Source organism: Pontibacterium sp., from assembly GCF_964228735.1.
Taxonomy (GTDB): Bacteria; Pseudomonadota; Gammaproteobacteria; order Pseudomonadales; family Balneatricaceae; genus Pontibacterium.
Window position 1 is genome coordinate 1 of record NZ_CAXRBQ010000156.1, and the last position, 16146, is coordinate 16146.

A 16146-nucleotide genomic window follows, 5' to 3' on the forward strand; every position below is an offset into this window, starting at 1 on the left:
GTCAGACCACTGAAGCGTTCTGGAACTCCGTACGTCACGCTAAACCGATTTCCATCGGTCTGAACTGTGCGCTGGGTCCGCAGGAACTGCGTCAGTACGTGCAGGAGCTGTCCCGCATCGCCGACACTTATGTCTCTGCTCACCCGAACGCCGGTCTGCCTAACGCATTCGGTGGCTACGATGAAACGCCGGAACAGATGGCGGCAGAGATCAGCGACTGGGCTGAGTCCGGCTTCCTGAGCATCATCGGTGGTTGTTGTGGTACTACGCCTGAGCACGTTAAGGCGATGGGCGACGCTGCACAGAAACACGCGCCACGTGCTCTGCCGGATATCCCGGTTGAATGCCGCCTGTCCGGTCTGGAACCGATGAACATCGGTGAAAGCACGCTGTTTGTAAACGTGGGTGAACGTACCAACGTAACCGGTTCCGCCAAGTTTAAGCGTCTGATCAAAGAAAACGATTACGAAACCGCATTGGATGTTGCCCGTCAGCAGGTTGAAAACGGTGCACAGGTCATCGATATCAACATGGACGAAGGCATGCTGGATGCACACGCGGCTATGGTGCGCTTCCTTAACCTGATCGCCGGCGAACCGGACATCGCGTGTGTGCCGATCATGATTGACTCCTCTAAGTGGGACGTACTGGAAGCCGGACTGCAGTGCATCCAGGGTAAAGGCGTAGTGAACTCCATCTCCCTAAAGGAAGGTGAAGAAAACTTTATCGAACAGGCCCGAAAAATCCGCCGTTACGGTGCTGCCGTTGTGGTTATGGCCTTCGACGAAACCGGTCAGGCTGATACTTACGAGCGTAAGATCGAGATCTGTGAACGCTCCTACCGTGTGCTGGTCGACAAGGTTGGCTTCCCGCCGGAAGACATCATCTTCGACCCGAACATCTTCGCGGTAGCCACCGGTATCGACGAGCACAACAACTACGCCGTTGACTTCATCAACGCGACCGGTTGGATCAAGAAGAACCTACCACACGCGAAAGTGTCCGGTGGTGTATCCAACGTATCCTTCTCCTTCCGTGGTAACAACCCGGTGCGTGAAGCGATCCACTGTGTGTTCCTGTACCACGCGATCAAGCAAGGTATGGATATGGGTATCGTGAATGCCGGTCAGCTGGCGATCTACGATGACCTGCCGACCGAACTGCGTGAACTGGTTGAAGACGTAATTCTCAACACCCGTGAAGACGGTACCGAGCGCTTGTTAGCGGTTGCTGACAAATACCGTGGTGACGGCGCAGCAGAGGAAGACCCACAGGCCGCAGAGTGGCGCAGCTGGGAAGTTAACAAACGTCTAAGCCACGCACTGGTTAAAGGCATCACCGAATTTATCGACGAAGACACCGAAGAGTGCCGCCAGAACTACGCCCGCCCATTGGAAGTGATCGAAGGTCCGCTGATGGACGGTATGGGTGTCGTCGGTGACCTGTTTGGTGCCGGTAAAATGTTCCTGCCGCAGGTGGTTAAATCCGCCCGTGTTATGAAAAAAGCGGTAGCCTACCTGATGCCGTTTATCGAGGAAGAGAAAGCCGGTAACGAATCAAGTTCCAACGGCAAGATCATCATGGCCACCGTAAAAGGTGATGTACACGATATCGGTAAAAACATCGTGGGCGTGGTGCTGCAGTGTAACAACTACGAGATCGTCGATCTGGGTGTAATGGTGCCGGCAGAAACGATCCTGAAAACGGCACGTGAAGAGAATGCTGACATTATTGGTCTGTCCGGCCTGATCACTCCATCCCTGGATGAGATGGTGCACATGGCGAAAGAGATGGAGCGTCAGGAGTTCAACATCCCATTGATGATCGGTGGTGCGACCACCTCCAAAGCGCACACTGCCGTGAAGATCGACCCGGTATTCCACCGCGACCAGGTGGTTCACGTAACCAACGCATCCCGAGCAGTAAACGTAGCCTCTGCCCTGCTCTCTAAAGAGAAAAAGGCCAACTACGTCAAAGAGATACAGGAAGAGTATCAAGCGGTGCGTGAGCGTCACGCCGCACGTGCTAACGACAAGCGCCGTGTTACTTTGGAAGCGGCACGCGAGAACAAGTTTGCAATCGACTGGGACAACTACACACCACCGGTACCAAATCAGACGGGCATCCAGGTGTTTGAAGATGTCTCTTTGGAAGAGTTGCTGCCGTACTTTGACTGGTCTCCATTCTTCCACTCCTGGGAGCTGGCAGGTCGTTACCCACGCATCCTGGAAGACGAGATCATCGGTGAAGAAGCAACCAAACTGTTTGCTGATGCGAAGGTGATGCTGAAGAAGCTGGTTGATGACAAGCTGCTGACGGCGAAAGCGGTTGTTGGTTTGTTCCCCGCAAACAGCATCAATGATGACGATATTGAGCTGTACACTGACGAAAGCCGCACCGAAGTGCTGACCACCCTGCACCACCTGCGTCAGCAGATCGAGAAAGCCGAAGGTAAGGCCAACATGTGTCTGACCGACTTCATCGCACCTAAAGACAGCGGTAAGAAGGACTACTTCGGTGCCTTCGCGGTAACTGCGGGTCACGGCTGTGATGAACTGGTTGCCGAGTACGAAGCAGATCACGACGATTACCACGCGATTATGGTAAAAGCGCTGGCTGACCGTTTTGCGGAAGCCTTTGCCGAAATGATGCACGCTAAAGTACGTCGCGAGATCTGGGGCTACGCATCCGATGAAGCGCTGGACAACGAAGACCTGATCAAAGAGAAGTACCAGGGTATCCGCCCTGCTCCAGGTTACCCTGCGTGTCCCGAGCACACTGAGAAAGGCCTGATGTGGGAACTGTTGGATGCTGAGAAGCACACCGGCATTACCCTGACCGACGCGTACGCAATGCTGCCTGCAGCGTCTGTAAGCGGTTGGTACTTCAGCCACCCTGAGTCTCAGTACTTCGGTGTTGCGAAGATCAGTGAAGACCAGGTGGAAAGCTACGCGCACCGTACCGGCATGGAGATGTCTCAGGCTGAGCGTTGGCTGGCACCGAATCTGGGTTACGAGCCTGAAGAGGGTTAATTCCCTCTTTTGTGAAACGTAGGGTGCGTTACGCTTCGCTAACGCACCCTACTCACCATCTCAAACACGGATTGTAGGGCAACCTTTAGGTTGCCAGGCAGCCTAAAGGCTGCCCTACATCGGAATTCCACAATAAAATATGTCACACCTTAATATCGGCAACGTTACCGAGCGGGATCTCGATCGCTGCTACGAAATCGAAACCGTTTCCTATGGTGGCGATGAAGCTGCCAGCAAAGAGAAAATCTTAAAACGTATCCGCACCTATCCCGAAGGTTTTACCGTTCTGGAGAACGAGCGCGAGATCATCGGCTTTATCAACGCGGGTGCGACAGACAACGTGGTGCTCTCTGATGAGGACTTTAAGGAGCTGGTAGGACACGATCCTAACGGCAAGAAGATCGTGATCATGTCGGTTGTTGTCCACCCAGACTATCAGGGCCAGGGTATGGCGGGCAAGCTGATGGATGACTTTATTGGTCGTATGAAACTGATGGGTAAGGATGAGATCTACCTGATCTGTCAGAAAGAGCTGATCACTATGTATGCCAAGTTTGGTTATCAGGATCTTGGGCCATCTGAATCGGATCATGGTGGCCTGAGCTGGCACGAGATGTCGCTTTCGCTCAACTAATCTGTCTGATCCGATTTCACCGGGCACAACAGGTCCCTTCCAGTTGCGCCCTTCTTCTTTACGTATCAGAACTGGTACTTCACACCAACAAAGCCTGACAGTGCGCTGTCCTCCTCGACAATGGAGCTGTTAGTTACCTCATCACCGTACCATTCCGCTTTAACGCCACCGTTTACGCTCCACGATTTAGTTAACGGGTACGTTGCCGCAAGCTTCACACCGTAACGCCAGCCGTCTTCTCCTTCATACTGTGCACGATCTGGTAACGCCTGCGTTGCGGATACACCGTAGTAGTGGTTAACGAGATCATCACTCATCCAGCTGGCATACACAGTTGGCATCACTGCCAAATTATTGAAATGAAGAGGCTGTCCCCAGCTGAAGGTGAGCTCGGTACCGTCGTGCTCATCACTGATATCCTGTGCGATAGCCAAACCCAGGCGGCCGTAATCGGTATTCAGTTTGCCGGAGAGCTTCAGGTTTACACCACTATCCACATCACCCATATCAGCAAGTGCAGAGCTGTCGTCGCGTTCACCGTTGAGGCTATCGCCAGCGACGGAAACCACCAGGCTATAACGATCGTTTTCCCGCAGTGTGTACCCCGCTTCGAGCCCTTTCACAAAGAAGTTGCCATATTGAAGGTCAATTAGCGGAATGGCATCGTTGTGGTCATCAACGCCGGTGTAAATAGACTCGCTGAACGCTGCTCCAACGCCCAATCCGAACTGCAAATCTCGTGTCGATTCTGCATTGGCAGATGCAGTAACGGTCGCGGCCAGCAAGGCCGTACCCAGAGTGGTTTTCTTCATGTGGATGTCCTGTTGTCATTGATGGCAGCAGGATACGGATTTCACATGCAAAGGGACGTTAAGAGTGTGAAAAGCTATGTAAAGCACAGCGCTATGACGTGGGCATAGATAGGTGGACAGCAACATCTGCACATCCACCTACAACGTAGACCAGCGATGGGGCTGCGTTCCTACTCGCTACTATAAAGATCAATAGCCGCGGCTAGTCGATCGACGCCTGTATTGATCTCTGCTTCACTGTAGCCCGCAAAGCCGATGACCAATCCACAGGTTCGTTTCTGACCCGTGTAATAGCGGGATAAGTCCCGTATGCCCAGTCCACGAGCTTCGCATAGTTGCCGGATACGGCGGTCGTCCCATTGCTCAGGAATGAGGTAAACCGAGTGCATTCCGCCATCGCTGGGTATGAGCGACAACTGGGCCCCGAGCCGAGCGTCAATTGCACTGTGCAGGATCTCCCGACGTTGGTGGTACAGTTTGCGCATCCGTCTCACATGGCTAGCAAAGTGTCCGCTGGACATGAACTCGGCTAACGCAAGTTGCGGAAGAATCGATGTGCCGCCTTCCATGTAGGTTTTGGCGCGGGTGGCGGGTTCCAACAACAGTTCAGGCAGTACCATGTAGCCCAGGCGGATTCCGGGATGGAGGATGCGGCTGAATGTGCCCGTATAGATCACGACATCCTGACCGCCCAGCCCCTGCAAGGAGGTTAACGGCTGCTGCTCAAACCTGAACTCACTGTCGTAATCGTCTTCGATCAGCCAACTGCCGTTGCGCTTTGCCCACTGCAGGAGCTGAAGCCGCCTGTCGAGGCTTAACGTGTGCCCCAACGGATGGTTTCTTGATGGCGTAAGCATCACCACGCGTGCATTCGGTGCTTGTTGCAAACCGTCTTCGAGTTGAATGCCCTGCTTGTCCACTTGCGCCGGAATTTTAGTTGCACCCACCGCAGCAATCGCTCCGTCGATGCCTTGGTATCCCGGGTCTTCGGCGATGACGGCCTCTCCGGCATCTACCAATAATTTAAGCGCCAGAAACATTGCCTGCTGAGAACCTGAGCAGATCATCACCTGGTCTGTGGTGCATTTCACACCGCGCACAACGCGAAGATAGTTTGCGATCTGCTCACGAAGCTGGCTGTTCCCCATAACCGAATTCTGCTGGTATTTCATCTGACGTCCGGCACTTGCAACCGCACGTTGCCACTGGCTCCAGGGGAAGCTGTTAACGCAGGGTTGGGCCGGAAGTAGCAGTTCCCCCGTTTTCATTTGGTTAGGCTTGCGTACACCCACCAGCGTTTGCGCCATTGCAGACAGCTTGGGCGGCACTTGCGCCTGTGGTTGTGCTTGATCCTCACTTTGATCGACCGTATCCAATGGCAGATTGGTTGCCACAAAACTGCCCGCACCGTGGCGGGTTTCCACATAACCTTCGGCATGTAGCATTTCATACGCGGTTTTAACGGTGTTGCGGGAGATACCAAGTTCTGCGCACAGCGCTCGGCTTGCCGGTAGCTTTGCGCCGGGCGTCAAATCACCATTAATGATGGCCTGCTGGAAAGCTCGAAACAGCCTTGTGTATTGTGCTAACTCGCTGCTGGATTCCTGAAATGGCAGAAACAGAGATGAAGGGAACTGAGAGGCCATAAAAGTGGGTCTATATAGTTTGCAATAATGGGGCTCTTTATTAGTCCATTTAGCCTCTATTCTGGACCCACTGCAAGTTAACGATGAAAGGGAGCTGTTGCTGTGGAATCTATCGCTGTAACGGAAAGAACACGGGTCAGACGTGGACCCAAAAAGGCGTGCTACGACCGCACGACGATCTATTCAATACTGGATGAGGCGTTTGTCTGCCATATTGGGGCGACGATGCATAACACGGCGGCCGTGCAGCCAAATTTTCACTGGCGTATCGGCGATCGGCTGTATGTGCACGGATCAAGCAAAAACGGGCTGTTCCAGTCGATCATTCGCGGTGAAACTGCCTGTATTACTGTAACCCTGCTTGATGGATTGGTGTTTGCCAAGTCAGCCTTTCATCACTCAGCGAACTTCCGCTCCGTCATGCTCTATGGTCAGGGTGAAGTAATTGAAGGCCCAGAGCACAAACGTTTTGCGTTAGATCAGATGTTGGAGAAATTCAGTGAAGGTCGCTCAAGCGAAGCACGTCCGCCCAATGAAACCGAGATGAAGGCGACGGTTGTGATCAGCTTTCCGATCGATGAGGTGTCAGCAAAGATCAGAACCGGTCCGCCGGTTGATGACGAGGAAGACCTCAATTATCCAACTTGGTCTGGCGTTAAACCAGTGACAACGCTTATCGGTGACCTGGTCAGTGAGTGATCGGACAGAAAGAGTTCATTACGAAAACATCTAACCGGCCTTAAGACTCGAATCTTTCGGGTATACCTATCTGATCTATAGTGAAAGTGCCGGAGCCAGCCGTTCAATACATGAGTGGCCTCCGGCACTGTGCCGCTCCGTACGCGCGCCACAGACACCGCTTTTAACCTAACGACCTGCCAGGACGCGTTCAATGCTGTTAAGAGACTATGCGGCCAGGTGACGATTAAACAAATTTCGAGGTGAGTTATGTCAATCCGAATCGGCGACGACGCACCCGACTTCACTGCAGAAACTACAGAGGGAACGATCAAATTTCATGAATGGATTGGTGACAGTTGGGCCATCCTGTTCTCACATCCAAAAGATTTTACGCCAGTCTGCACAACCGAACTGGGCTACATGGCGAAGCTTAAGCCCGAGTTCGATAAGAGAAACACTAAAATCATCGGTCTGAGCATCGACCCGGTGAGTGATCATGAAGCCTGGGTCGGCGATATCGAAGAAACCCAAGGGCACGCTGTGAACTACCCCATGATTGGTGATCCGGATCTGACCGTTGCGAAGCTCTACGATATGATCCATCCAAATGCGAGTGGTGCGCAGCCACGCACCGCTGTTGATAATGCGACCATCCGCTCCGTCTTCGTGATTGGACCTGATAAAAAGGTGAAAGCCACCCTTACCTATCCGATGAGCACAGGCCGCAACTTCGATGAGGTTCTGCGTTTGCTGGATTCTTGCCAGTTAACCATGGCCCACAAAGTGGCAACTCCGGTGAATTGGAAGCAAGGGGAAGACGTGATCATCGTGCCGGCTGTTTCCGATGATGAAGCCCGGAAACGCTTCCCGGACGGCTGGAAAGCACCGAAACCATATATGCGCATTGTACCTCAGCCGAAATAAAGAGAACGCTATAGGGGAGCGGCATCACAACAAGTCGCTTCCCTAACCTTCCACACTGTCACGAGTAATTGGAGATAAACCGAGCGGCTTCTTCGCGGGTAAAGAACTGCTCCAGACGCACGAATCCGGATACTACGGTGTTTTTGATGTTCCGTACCCGTCCTCGCAAGTCTCTGCCTGTAATCCAGCTATCCGGTAAGCCATCTAACATGTGGCAAGGTGCAATTCGACCATCACTAAAACGTGACAGCTCTACCTGGCCGGTCTCCGTATCCATAAATGCTGGAATAAAGCTCGCGTGTGCGTTTCCTTTGCTCACACCGCCAGTACCGGAATATTGTTTGTTTTCTTCATCGAGACAGACGGATTGTGCAATGGTCATGGCGTTTACCTCTGCGGTTAATCGCGTGCGGTGAGTTCTGCTTCCATGCCCGCGTTTTGAAGGCGGCGATATAACGTCGCTCTGCTAATCCCCAGAGCTGAGGCTGAAGCGGAGATATTGCCACCGGTAGATGCGATCACCTTGCGGATATGCTCGGCTTCGGCGCTTTTCAGTGTTTTGCCCTTACCCGCGCAATTCCCTTCGGTGAACTGGAAGTGTCGGTTTGATGACAACTCTTCGCGGAAATCCTCTGTCAGGTGTTCCTGCGTAATCAGGTTTTCACCTTCTTCCAAAAACGCCACGCAGGTTTTTAGCACGGTTTGCAGCTGCCTTACGTTTCCTGGCCAGCGATAGGACGAGAGCGCTTCCATTAGGCCTGTATCAATACGAATGTTGTGATCATGCCCAGCTTCGATCCGGAGCATGTGATGAACGAAATCATCGAAATTGGATCGTTTACGAAGGGAAGGAATACGGATGGTCATGCCGTTGAGGCGGTAGTAAAGATCTTCACGGAAAGTACCCTCAGCCACCATCTGCTTCAGATCACGGTGCGTTGCGCAGATGACGGTTATATCGACAGGGATCTCTTTTCCGCTACCCAGCGGCGTAACACGGCGGTCCTGCAATACGCGTAGCAAACGCGCCTGAAGATCGAGGGGCATGTCGCCAATTTCGTCCAAGAACAAAGTACCCTTATCCGCCAGTTGGACTTTGCCTTTCATTCCTCCCCGGCGCGCGCCGGTAAACGCGCCATCGGTATAACCGAACAGCTCTGACTCTATCAATCCTTCCGGGATGGCAGCGCAGTTCAGCGCGACAAACGGACTTGAGCCGCGGCAACTGTCGTTGTGCAGCGTACGTGCGAGCACCTCTTTCCCCGCCCCTGTTTCGCCAAGGATCAGTATTGGAATCTCGTGGTTCAGTGCTTTTACACCGCGGTGGGCGACTTTGGAAAACTCCGCATCCTGAAACGTGACTTCTTGCAGCGTGATCTTCCCTTGGGGCGCAGAGCGAGTGCCCTTCTTGGGAAACGTAACGATGCGATGCTCATCTGAAGTGTGCGGTGTCGTATTGGCAAGCATAACGGGAACCTCAACAAAACTGAGACAGCGAAACTAAGCCGTCATCGAGTGAATGGTTTCTGCGGTAGGTCCGTTTAGTCGTTGCTGGCGGGTATGGCTGGTCTGTTGCCTTAACCATCCCGAGATACAGGGCTGGAACATTCATATTGGGACACTCAGTTTTATATTTATTAGGACGTGTGACCTAGAATGTATTTAACCATAGCAGCAGGTCCTGAAAAATAAAATAGGACTAGCGTCCTATTTTATGCCAAGCTAAGACCATGTCGTTATAAACAGCTACATTTAGATTATTTTTTGACCTAAATTGAACACCGCCGATAAACCCGAGATAATTCCCACAAAACAGGCCTTTCAGAAGATATTCCATGCGTTCGATTCAGCTACAAGTCAGACCCGGCACCGCTGCCTTTTCTAAGGGCCAGGAGCGCGTGCTAAAAATTCTTCAGTCGGCGCAAGATTTGATGATCTCCGGTGGGTATCACAACCTCACCCTGCGAAAAGTCGCCGCCGGCGCGGGTATCAGTGTCGGGAATCTGAATTACTACTACTCCAACAAGCAGGACCTGTTGCGTGATCTTCTCGACACGGTGATAGCGGCCTACATTGCTGAGTTTGATAACGTCCGCCAGGATGCCGGTGTCTCACTTGAGGATCAGTTTATCGCTATCGTCCGGTTTATCATCGACGACTTGGGGACACAGGCAACCACCAACTTCTTCCCAGAACTTTGGGCATTGGCCAACCATGACGAGCATGCAGCGGAACGCATGGACGCCTTGTATACCAAAGCCCGCCTGGTACTGAATGACCTGATCGCCAGCCTTAATCCTGCGCTAAGCGATCAATCCCGCGAACAGGTTGCGCTGTTTATTTCAGCATCGATGGAGGGCCTTACCCCATTCGTTGGTTATCAGAAGCCTTGGGCGAACGACCGGGATGCCATTTCTAACATCGCGGCGATTAGCTTTTTAAACCTGGTACGCTCGATCAGTGATGATGCCATACAGAGTGGCAAGCTGACTCTGCAAGCTTAAAGACGTGAGCAGGGAGTCAGCCCCCCTGCTTCACCGCTAAGTTATCGGGTGGATGGGTTATAGATATGCTCAATGTTATGGCTAAAGGTATCCTGATAAACGCCCTCATCCACGGAATGCGCTGAAACAGCCATACTTGCACTCATCCCTAGCACAGCAACTACGGCGAAAATGAACTTTATCATCGTATGCTCCCGTTTCGTTATACGGTACATAAGACTGTTCAGCATACTGTTCGTTCTTAAAGTGGCTCAAAGTTCGTTCCAAAGTAGTAATTTTCGCTACACAGCGTGACTCACAAACACAAAGCTACATAACTGCGGTGCCGGTGAGTAAACTAAACCCACACTTGTTTATTCAGCACGGATAAAGCTACGTCGATCTAGGCTGATCGCTATATTTAGATAGACGCTGTATCTGGTACACATGGAGTTGATATGAAAAAAACACTGATCTGGTTACCGCTCGCTACTGCACTGAGCTTGTCATTCACCCATACCGCGACGGCTGGGTTTGGTGATTTACTTAAAAATCTGGAAGACACGGGTAAAGAGGTACTGGATAAACAGCTTAATGGGGGGAGTTCTGCGGACTCTGCCCTTCCAACTTCACTGGATACGGAAACTCTGATCCAAGGCCTGAAAGAGGCGCTGGAAGTGGGAAGCCGTCGTGCTATTGATACGATCAGCCAGGACGGTGGTTACCTGAATAACGCTAACATTCGCGTACCGCTTCCAGAGCCGCTGGATCAAGCAGCCAGTCTGCTGAATAAAATGGGCATGGAAAAGCAGGTTCAGCAGTTTGAAGAGAGCATGAACCGCGCGGCAGAGAAAGCGGCGCCACACGCGACGGATCTGATCGTGGGTGCATTGAAGGAGATGACGATTGAAGATGCCAAGCGTATCTATGACGGCCCGGACAATGCTGCAACCGAATACTTCCGTGAGAAAACCTCTGCCCGCCTGACCGAGTTGTTTAAGCCAAGTATCACTGAGTCGATGAATGACGTGGGTGTTACCCGATACTACGGTGTGGTTGCAGAGGAAGCGAAACAGCTGCCATACGTGGGTAATAACCTGAATGTGAATCTGGAAGACCACGTGACGGAAAAAGCACTGGATGGCCTGTTTACCGTCCTGGCTGAAGAAGAGAAGAAAATTCGTGAGAATCCGGCAGCACGTACTACCGAGCTGCTGAAGAAAGTTTTCCAATAACTCTCTTCTTGTCTTGGTAATTGCGGCTCATCCAGTGAGGGGAACACAACTGGATGAGCCGACTTGGTGCTCTGTACTAATCTAATCTCGTTAACTTAAGCTTCCGCAGCCACTGCCTGCTCCGACTCTGCCGCTTTGCCACCCTTTCCCTCAACCACTTTTGGGGTTGGGATATCCTTCACGCTTTTCAGCAGATCCATAAAGTCATGGCGGCTGTTCAGGATCATCTCTGCGGCGGTGTCAGCCTGCTCTTCGCTTAGGCCTGTGGCGATCAGCTTGTCAGCCATCTCGTACATCACATCGGTGCGCTTATCGATGATGTTTGCCAGCTTAGAATCCATGTACTCTCCTACAACCTTGCCGTTCCGGTCTTTCACGCGGTATACAATCTCAATGGCCATCGGTAGCCTCCTGACGGTTTCTGCAGCTCTTCAGAGCGACTTGAAGGGGTTAGAATCGATATGCTGTATAAATATACAGTATATTTGTGATTGCGCAATCCTTGATCTGAAATCGACATTCAGAGGCGAGACTATTTACAAATCTTTTACAAACTCCGAACCTTTATCTGACTTTTCAAATCGCTTAGCGGCGTAGAGTGACTACATCATCTGAACAAGGAAAACAGATCATGAACATACAATCAGCCGCTCGCCGATTAATGCTTCCCCTGCTCGCTGTAGTGATGGGGCTTTCCAGTGCTCAAGCCCGTGAGATCAATCTCACCACCAGCCTGGCTACACCGGTTATGAGTGCAGACCAAAGTCAGAAAACCTTTATCAAAATCTCCCTGGAAGGCTTCAAGCAGGAGCAGAGCGAAGCGCGGATACCCGCTAACATCGCTATCGTCCTGGACAAATCCGGATCGATGCAGGGCGAAAAGATACAACAGGCGCGCGAAGCTGCGATCATGGCGATCAAACGGCTTAACGAGAACGACATTGTCTCCGTGGTCTCCTATGACTCGCGTGTGCAAGTGGTTGTGCCTGCAACCCGTGTAAGCGATAAGCATCAGATTGCCCGTGCCATCCGTAATATCCACGCAAACGGCAATACTGCCCTGTTCGCTGGCGTGAGCAAAGGCGCTCAGGAACTGCGTAAGTTTCTCGACCTGAACAAGGTTAATCGCGTCATCCTTCTGTCCGACGGCCTCGCTAACGTTGGGCCGAGCACGCCTAATGAGCTTGGTCAGCTTGGTTTGTCGCTGGCGAAGGAAGGTATGAGTGTTACCACCATCGGTTTGGGGCTTGGATACAACGAAGACCTGATGACGCAGCTTGCTGGCTACAGCGACGGTAACCACGCATTTGTTGAGAATGCCGAAGACCTTGCGCGGATCTTCCAATACGAGTTTGGTGATGTGTTGTCTGTTGTGGCGCAGGGTGTGAATATCGAAATTCACTGTAAAAACGGTGTTCGTCCGGTGCGTATTCTGGGGCGAGAAGCAGAGATTCGGGGTAGCCGTATCACTACCCGTATGAACCAGCTCTATAGTGAACAGGAGAAGTTCATTATCCTGGAGGTCGAAATCCCTGCTCAGTCTGAGGCTAAAAACTTTGAAGTGGCGGATGTTGGTGTGAGTTATACCAATCTGTACAGCAAACAAGCCCAGTCTCTGCGAAACACTGTGCTGGCAAGCTTCAGCCAGTCAAAGAAACAGGTTCAGGATGCGGTAGATGTAAAAACCTACGAAGCCGCTGCCGAGCAGGTTGCTAACGAAGAAAGCCGTCGTGCCATCGAACTGCGTGACAAAGGTGATATCGAAGCCGCTAAATCTGTCCTCAAACAGAACGCCATCTACCTGGATAATCTTGGTCAGAGCCTGGCGTCACCTAAACTGCTTGAACAGAAAGCGGAAGCCCTGCAGGATGCCGAAGAGCTTGAAAGCGACCAGGATTGGAACAAGAAGCGCAAAGAGCTGAAGGAACGTCTGTATAAACGCGCAACGCAGCAGAGCTATTAAGTCTCACTAACGTAAATCAAAGAAAAGACAGGGAACGAGATACCTTGAAGAAACGAACGCCGATCTTGCTCGCCAGCCTTATTATCGTGCCATTGATCTTGCTGGCGTGGTTCGGCGTTCGCCTGCAGAGCAACCAGCAGGAACTTCTCAAGCTGCAGCTGGGTGCTCTGATTGAGGCTCAGCTGTCCGATGTGGATGCCCAGATGGTGCAGCATTTTGCCCGTTTGCAAGATGCATTGGATCAGCAGATTGATGACCTTTATCGCAGCGGAAACTTTACCTTTCAGCCGCAAGCTATTGATTCACTTATAAAACAGAGTCCGCAGATCGCAAATGTATTCGTAATGGAGGCTGACGGTAAGCGTCTCTATCCGATGCGGGGTAGCGAGCTGACCTCAGGTGAGCGGCGTTTCCTGAATCAGATACACGAACTATTGGCGACCCCCAATCTCTTCTACGACAAACCACGTGACCCGACTCTCGTTACACCTTCTCTGGCAACGCAGTCCGCAGCACCCGAGCAGTACCTGCGCAGCGAACCGATCGCAGCACAGAAAGCTGCTCCACCCCAGAAGATAACGTTGCGCGCGCCCGCGGTAACTTACTCTGCAGATATCGTCCAGGCAGATATTGCCACTGAGCAAGTGGTCGTCGCTGCACAACCTCAAGCAGGGTTTGATACGGCGGCATCAGGCTGGATTGCCTGGTATGCAGATACCCGTTTGCACCATATCTACTGGAGGCGTAACAACGAAGGTACAGTGATTGGCTTTGCGTTGAACGGTGCGCGTCTCACGGCAGACCTGATCACAAACCTGCCTACGAGCCCTATCCAGATTCAAGCCGACGCTCCGCTCCACAATGCAGAGATCCGTTTGATCAATAGTCGTGGTGAGCAAATCTATGCGTGGGGACAGTTAGCTGAGGACGCACTAGTCAAGAGCAGCAAACCGCTTAAGCTTCTGCCGCTAAGCCATCCTTTGGGCAGTTGGCGTCTGGAGTATTATGCTCCTGCGCTAAACGTTCAGGGGGCAAGCTGGATCAGTATGGCGCTTGTAATTCTTGCAACGACATTAGGTCTATCGGTTATCGCCTGGTTGATCTACAGGGAATACCAACGGGATATGAGGCTGGCACAGCAGCGGGTGAACTTCGTGAATCAGGTCTCTCACGAACTCAAAACACCGCTCACCAATGTGCGGATGTATGCAGAGATGCTGGAGCAAAGCCTGCCGTATGATCCGGAATCTGAGCGTTCGCAGCGATACGTGGGCGTGATCAGCAACGAGAGTCAGCGCCTGTCTCGGCTGATCGATAACGTTCTGAGCTTTTCCCGTCTTGGGCGTGGCAGCCATACCATCACCCCGATGCCGGGTACCGTAGCGGATTGCGTAGAAACGGTGGTCGAGCACTTCACTCCCGCGTTGTCACAGCGAGGCCTGAAGGTGGTTTACTCTGCCGAAGACCGCACGCTGGTGCAGATAGACTGCGGTGCGCTGGAACAGATCCTTAATAACCTGCTTAGCAATTGCGAAAAATACGCCGCCAACAGTGGCGAAATTGCGATTCGCAGCTGGAGTGACGCGGGCATGAGTTACCTGCGGGTGGCTGACAACGGACCGGGTATTCCCAAAGCCGACTGGCACATGGTGTTCACCCCGTTCTACCGTTGTAGCAACCAACTCACCGACGGCGTAACTGGTACAGGTATCGGGCTGGGGTTAGCCCGAGAAATTGCACGCAGCCATGGAGGGGATCTTGTGATCGAGTCGTCGGATCAAGGTGCGAGTTTCCTGATTTCACTTCGCACCGATATGCCGCCTCAAGGAGCACAATAATGAACGTCCTGATTGCAGAAGATGATTTCAATATCCGACTGGGGTTGAAAGACCTGCTGGAAGCCGAAGGATACAAATGTGTCGAGGCAGAGGATGGTGAAGCTGCGCTGGCACAATACCAAGCCCATCAACCGGATCTGGTATTACTGGATATTATGATGCCGAAGATGGACGGCTACGCTGTCTGCCGGGCAATCCGACAGCAGAATGTTCAGGTTCCCGTGATCTTTATCACCGCAAAGTCTGAAGAGATCGACCAAGTGGTTGGACTAGAACTAGGCGCAGACGACTACATCAAAAAACCGTTTGGAACCCGTGAGGTGATCGCGCGGATTCGTGCGGTTACCCGTCGTGCCCTTGCTGCTTACAACGCACCGGTTAACAGCAACCAGTTCCAGATGGCCGACCTTGACGTGTTTCCGGATGAACTACGCGCTACACGTGACGGCCAGACAATCGAACTGAGCCTGCGGGATATGAAGATCCTGCAGCTGTTGCATAGGGAAAAGGGAAAGGTTGTCGACCGTGATGCCCTCTTCAACCACTGCTGGGGCCGTGATTATCTGCCCAACAGTCGTACATTGGACCAGCATATTTCCAAGTTACGCAAAGCGATTGAGATCGACCCGAAGAATCCCAAGATCGTGTTGACTGTGCATGGGTTGGGGTATCGGTTTGATGGGTGAGGATGGTTGGAAACCGGAAATATCCGCAGTGTTTTTGTAGGGCAGGCTTCAGCCTGCCGGCAGCCTAAAGGCTGCCCTTGTATCTCTCCAAGATGGGTGGTTAGCTACCGTCCATCGTCAGAAGTCGGTGAGTTTGTGGCTGCCCTTAGTCCCTAAGGCTGTTCTGTAGATTAAACCCCGGCTTCCCCTTATCTCAGAACTGAATGGTATCA

General features: G+C 52.2%; 14 protein-coding genes. 9 read left to right on the forward strand and 5 right to left on the reverse strand.

Annotated elements, in window-relative coordinates; all coding sequences use genetic code 11:
* Positions 1-3032 (forward strand): methionine synthase (gene metH, locus ACEQ15_RS16990; protein WP_370280436.1); only part of this gene is annotated, 3032 nt, incomplete at its 5' end.
* A 139-nt stretch (positions 3033-3171) separates the two neighbouring features.
* On the forward strand, positions 3172-3666 hold the full coding sequence (locus ACEQ15_RS16995; RefSeq protein ID WP_370280438.1) for a GNAT family N-acetyltransferase: 495 nt from the start codon (positions 3172-3174) through the stop codon (positions 3664-3666).
* Between the two features lie 65 nt (positions 3667-3731).
* Here ACEQ15_RS16995 and ACEQ15_RS17000 read toward each other — a convergent pair whose 3' ends face one another.
* Together ACEQ15_RS17000 and ACEQ15_RS17005 are read right to left on the reverse strand one after the other, a co-directional pair.
* Positions 3732-4478, reverse strand: coding sequence for a MipA/OmpV family protein (locus ACEQ15_RS17000; RefSeq protein ID WP_370280439.1), 747 nt, complete (start codon positions 4476-4478; stop codon positions 3732-3734).
* Positions 4479-4648: 170 nt separating this feature from the next.
* On the reverse strand, positions 4649-6124 hold the full coding sequence (locus ACEQ15_RS17005; RefSeq protein ID WP_370280440.1) for a PLP-dependent aminotransferase family protein: 1476 nt from the start codon (positions 6122-6124) through the stop codon (positions 4649-4651).
* A 102-nt stretch (positions 6125-6226) separates the two neighbouring features.
* On the opposite strand from ACEQ15_RS17005, the gene ACEQ15_RS17010 reads away from it, so the two are divergent.
* Together ACEQ15_RS17010 and ACEQ15_RS17015 are read left to right on the forward strand one after the other, a co-directional pair.
* Complete coding sequence (locus ACEQ15_RS17010; protein ID WP_370280441.1) at positions 6227-6823, forward strand: pyridoxamine 5'-phosphate oxidase family protein; 597 nt, start codon at positions 6227-6229, stop codon at positions 6821-6823.
* A gap of 249 nt (positions 6824-7072) precedes the next feature.
* A complete protein-coding gene (locus ACEQ15_RS17015; protein ID WP_370280442.1) occupies positions 7073-7729 on the forward strand; it encodes a peroxiredoxin in 657 nt (218 codons plus the stop codon).
* A 58-nt stretch (positions 7730-7787) separates the two neighbouring features.
* On the opposite strand, the gene ACEQ15_RS17020 is transcribed toward ACEQ15_RS17015, so the two are convergent.
* A complete protein-coding gene (locus tag ACEQ15_RS17020) occupies positions 7788-8111 on the reverse strand; it encodes a hypothetical protein (RefSeq protein WP_370280443.1) in 324 nt (107 codons plus the stop codon).
* A gap of 17 nt (positions 8112-8128) precedes the next feature.
* Positions 8129-9196, reverse strand: a complete 1068-nt coding sequence (locus ACEQ15_RS17025) for a sigma-54-dependent Fis family transcriptional regulator (protein WP_370280444.1) — start codon at positions 9194-9196, stop codon at positions 8129-8131.
* 431 nt (positions 9197-9627) lie between these two features.
* Between ACEQ15_RS17025 and ACEQ15_RS17030 the strand changes: the two genes are divergently transcribed.
* Both ACEQ15_RS17030 and ACEQ15_RS17035 read left to right on the forward strand, forming a co-directional pair.
* Positions 9628-10233 (forward strand): TetR/AcrR family transcriptional regulator, encoded by a 606-nt coding sequence (locus tag ACEQ15_RS17030; RefSeq protein WP_370280445.1) that lies wholly within the window; start codon positions 9628-9630, stop codon positions 10231-10233.
* Positions 10234-10670: 437 nt separating this feature from the next.
* Entirely contained in the window at positions 10671-11447 is a 777-nt protein-coding gene (locus ACEQ15_RS17035; RefSeq protein ID WP_370280446.1) for a DUF4197 domain-containing protein, read from the forward strand.
* Between the two features lie 95 nt (positions 11448-11542).
* Here the strand turns inward: ACEQ15_RS17035 and ACEQ15_RS17040 are convergent, their stop codons facing one another.
* Positions 11543-11848, reverse strand: coding sequence for a YebG family protein (locus tag ACEQ15_RS17040; RefSeq protein ID WP_370280447.1), 306 nt, complete (start codon positions 11846-11848; stop codon positions 11543-11545).
* Positions 11849-12078: 230 nt separating this feature from the next.
* Here ACEQ15_RS17040 and ACEQ15_RS17045 point away from each other — a divergent pair, with 230 nt between their 5' ends.
* Genes ACEQ15_RS17045 through ACEQ15_RS17055 form a run of 3 tightly spaced genes read left to right on the forward strand, consistent with a single transcriptional unit; the run spans position 12079 to position 15934 of the window.
* The gene (locus ACEQ15_RS17045) at positions 12079-13410 is read left to right on the forward strand and encodes a VWA domain-containing protein (protein ID WP_370280448.1); all 1332 of its coding nucleotides are present in this window, start codon (positions 12079-12081) and stop codon (positions 13408-13410) included.
* A gap of 44 nt (positions 13411-13454) precedes the next feature.
* Positions 13455-15248, forward strand: a complete 1794-nt coding sequence (locus tag ACEQ15_RS17050; protein ID WP_370280449.1) for a sensor histidine kinase — start codon at positions 13455-13457, stop codon at positions 15246-15248.
* Positions 15248-15934: a response regulator transcription factor gene (locus ACEQ15_RS17055; RefSeq protein ID WP_370280450.1), complete on the forward strand. Its 687-nt coding sequence runs from the start codon at positions 15248-15250 to the stop codon at positions 15932-15934. Before ACEQ15_RS17050 ends, ACEQ15_RS17055 begins: the two co-directional genes overlap by 1 nt.
* Positions 15935-16146: the final 212 nt, after the last annotated feature.

Excerpts from the sequence above, each read along its gene's own strand:
- ACEQ15_RS16995 (WP_370280438.1), top strand. The coding sequence starts at position 3,172 with ATGTCACACCTTAATATCGGCAACGTTACCGAGCGGGATCTCGATCGC.
- ACEQ15_RS17000 (WP_370280439.1), bottom strand. The coding sequence starts at position 4,478 with ATGAAGAAAACCACTCTGGGTACGGCCTTGCTGGCCGCGACCGTTACT.
- ACEQ15_RS17005 (WP_370280440.1), bottom strand. The coding sequence starts at position 6,124 with ATGGCCTCTCAGTTCCCTTCATCTCTGTTTCTGCCATTTCAGGAATCC.
- ACEQ15_RS17015 (WP_370280442.1), top strand. The coding sequence starts at position 7,073 with ATGTCAATCCGAATCGGCGACGACGCACCCGACTTCACTGCAGAAACT.
- ACEQ15_RS17020 (WP_370280443.1), bottom strand. The coding sequence starts at position 8,111 with ATGACCATTGCACAATCCGTCTGTCTCGATGAAGAAAACAAACAATAT.
- ACEQ15_RS17025 (WP_370280444.1), bottom strand. The coding sequence starts at position 9,196 with ATGCTTGCCAATACGACACCGCACACTTCAGATGAGCATCGCATCGTT.
- ACEQ15_RS17035 (WP_370280446.1), top strand. The coding sequence starts at position 10,671 with ATGAAAAAAACACTGATCTGGTTACCGCTCGCTACTGCACTGAGCTTG.
- ACEQ15_RS17040 (WP_370280447.1), bottom strand. The coding sequence starts at position 11,848 with ATGGCCATTGAGATTGTATACCGCGTGAAAGACCGGAACGGCAAGGTT.
- ACEQ15_RS17045 (WP_370280448.1), top strand. The coding sequence starts at position 12,079 with ATGAACATACAATCAGCCGCTCGCCGATTAATGCTTCCCCTGCTCGCT.
- ACEQ15_RS17055 (WP_370280450.1), top strand. The coding sequence starts at position 15,248 with ATGAACGTCCTGATTGCAGAAGATGATTTCAATATCCGACTGGGGTTG.